We start from the raw sequence: 2,232 nt of genomic DNA, 5'->3' as shown, positions 1-2,232 counted from the left end.
CGGCTCTCGCGAGGTCCCCGGGTGGCTGCCGATACTGCTTGTGGCGCCGGTTGGGGAAGCCGGCGGCGGTGAACTCGCCGGCACGGAAGATCGCACGGTTCAGCAGCCGCGCGGCGGTCCGGCTCACCATGCGGGCCAGTGGGCCCGGCAGCCGCCCCGGTTCGGTGAACGCGAGCCGGTTCAGCTGCTCAGTCGATGACCGCGGTGGCCTCCACCTCGACCAGATGATCGGGTACGTCCAGTGCCGCGACGCCCAGCAGTGTGCCCGGCGGCACCGGGGTGACCCCCAGCTTCGCGGACGCCCGAGCGACCCCCTCCAGGAAGAGGGGCATCTTGTCCGGGGTCCAGTCGACGACGTAGACGGTCAGTTTCGCCACGTCGTCGAAGGAGCCGCCGACCTCTGCCAGGGCGGTGCCGATGTTGAGGTAGCACTGCTCGACCTGAGCGGCGAGATCGCCTTCGCCGACGGTGACCCCCTCGGCGTCCCAGGCGACCTGGCCGGCGATGAAGACCAGCTTCGACCCCGTCGCGATCGACACCTGCCGGTAGGCGCCGATCGTGGGCAATCCGCTGGGGTCCACCAGGGTGATGGCCATGCCGTATGCCTCCTCGTCATCAGAGCCCAGGGGCTCGCTTCCACCGAACCGGGACGCTCACGGTCTCTTGTGGTTACTGAAGAACCGTAGGAGAGTGGCCGCCGACATGGAAGAACGCACTTTTCAGTGACTGAGGAACCTTATGGTGACCCAACAGTTAGGGGCTCGCCCGAGGGCGCGGACCTGAGGCGCGCGGACTCTCCGGCAAGGCCCTGCGGGAGACGGTCCACGGGATGTGCGACTGGACCCACCGGCACCTCGGTCACATCGAGGCCGCCCGCCACCGCTTCGACGCCTGACGGGCGGAGCGCTCGCGCATCCGCACGACCCACACCGGTAGCCCCGGGCCGATGCTCCCGGGGCTACCGCATATGCCGGGCAGGATGGCGCCTGCCGTCCCCGGTGACGGGACGGCGGGCGCCGCTGCCGCCGGGGTGTCAGCGGTTGTTGCCGCTGGCGGAGGTGTGGCTGGCGGTGACCGCTCCGTAGAACGGCATGGCCAGGTTGCTGAAGATGTCGGCGGTGCCGGGGCCGCCCGGGTTCTTCCAGTCGCGCAGCAGCTCCGAGATGACTCCGACGGTGCTGTTGACCGTGGCGCCCGCGTTCTGGAGGCGGAGCAGGGAGGTCTCGCGGGCGAGCGTGTTGGTGGTGCCGGAGGCGTCCAGGACGGAGTGGACCTTGTAGCCGCGGCCGAGCGCGGAGAGGGAGGCGAACATCAGGCAGACGTCGGTGATGACGCCCGCGATGACCAGGTTGGGGCGGTTCATGGCGCGGACCGCTTCGTCGAAGCGCGGGTCGTCGAAGGCGTCGACCTCGCCGCTGCGGTGGATGATCGGCACGCCTTCCGGCAGCTCGGCGACCAGCTCGGGCAGCAGAGGACCGTTGGGGCCCTGGGGCGCGGAGGTGGTGGCCACGATCGGCAGCCCGAACACCTTGGCCGTGCGGGCGAGGGCCTGGGCGTTGCGGCGGACCTGGTTCTGATCGTGGTCCTGGACGCCGAGGATGAGGCCGGCCTGGTGGTCGACCAGCAGGATCCCGGTGTTCTCGGGGGTGAGCCGGTCGGTGAGGTAGCTGTTGCCGCTCATGATTCCTCGTTCCTTGAGGCGGGGCCGCGATGGCGGCCCGGGTACCTGTTTCGCGCAGTCATTTTGTTGCTTGCGCATTCATCTCAACGGTCGGAGGTTGTGCACCATTCCTCTCCCTCCGGATTTAATGTGTGAGCTGGCTCACTTCTCGGTGTCGCAGTCCCGGGCGTGCTCCCGCAGCTTCAGATGGCCGAGCATGCCGTCGAGCGACAGCAGCTCCTCCGGCGAGAGCCGGCCGGCGAACATCCGGTCCACCACCTCCGCGTTGGTCAGCGCCGCCGCCCGGAGCAGCCGCCGCCCCTCCTCCGTGAGCCGGATCATCGCGCCGCGCTGGTCCTCCTCGATGGGCGTACGCGTCACCAGCCCCCGCTGCGCGAGCCGGTCGCACATCCGGCTGACCGCGCTCTGCGTGAGCACGATCCGCTCCTTGAGCTCCTTCAGCCGCGTACCGTCGAGCGGGATGTTCACCAGCGTGTCGAATTCGCTCACCGACAGACGGTGCCGCGCGTCGAGCTCCTGCTCGATCGCCCGCAGAACCGCGTGATGAACCT

At 69.3% G+C, this 2,232-nt stretch carries 3 protein-coding genes; all 3 read right to left on the bottom strand.

Features of this window, described 5'->3' with window-relative positions; all coding sequences use genetic code 11:
- Positions 1-188: 188 nt before the first annotated feature.
- Positions 189-596 carry a RidA family protein gene (locus FF041_RS29270; protein ID WP_153525597.1) on the bottom strand — a complete coding sequence of 136 codons (408 nt, stop codon included), beginning with the start codon at positions 594-596 and terminating at the stop codon, positions 189-191.
- A 437-nt stretch (positions 597-1,033) separates the two neighbouring features.
- Positions 1,034-1,681, bottom strand: a complete 648-nt coding sequence (locus tag FF041_RS29260) for an isochorismatase family protein (protein ID WP_153525596.1) — start codon at positions 1,679-1,681, stop codon at positions 1,034-1,036.
- A 141-nt stretch (positions 1,682-1,822) separates the two neighbouring features.
- Positions 1,823-2,232: MarR family winged helix-turn-helix transcriptional regulator (locus tag FF041_RS29255; RefSeq protein ID WP_407698210.1), on the bottom strand; the 410-nt coding region annotated here is incomplete at its 5' end.

The organism is Streptomyces jumonjinensis (assembly GCF_009600885.1).
GTDB lineage: Bacteria > Actinomycetota > Actinomycetes > Streptomycetales > Streptomycetaceae > Streptomyces > Streptomyces jumonjinensis.
Note: the sequence above shows the minus strand (reverse complement) of the source record. Positions and strands in the feature narration are given on the sequence as shown.

What these genes read in the sequence shown, in the direction of transcription:
- FF041_RS29270 (WP_153525597.1), bottom strand. Translation starts at nt 596, where the DNA reads ATGGCCATCACCCTGGTGGACCCCAGCGGATTGCCCACGATCGGCGCC.
- FF041_RS29260 (WP_153525596.1), bottom strand. Translation starts at nt 1,681, where the DNA reads ATGAGCGGCAACAGCTACCTCACCGACCGGCTCACCCCCGAGAACACC.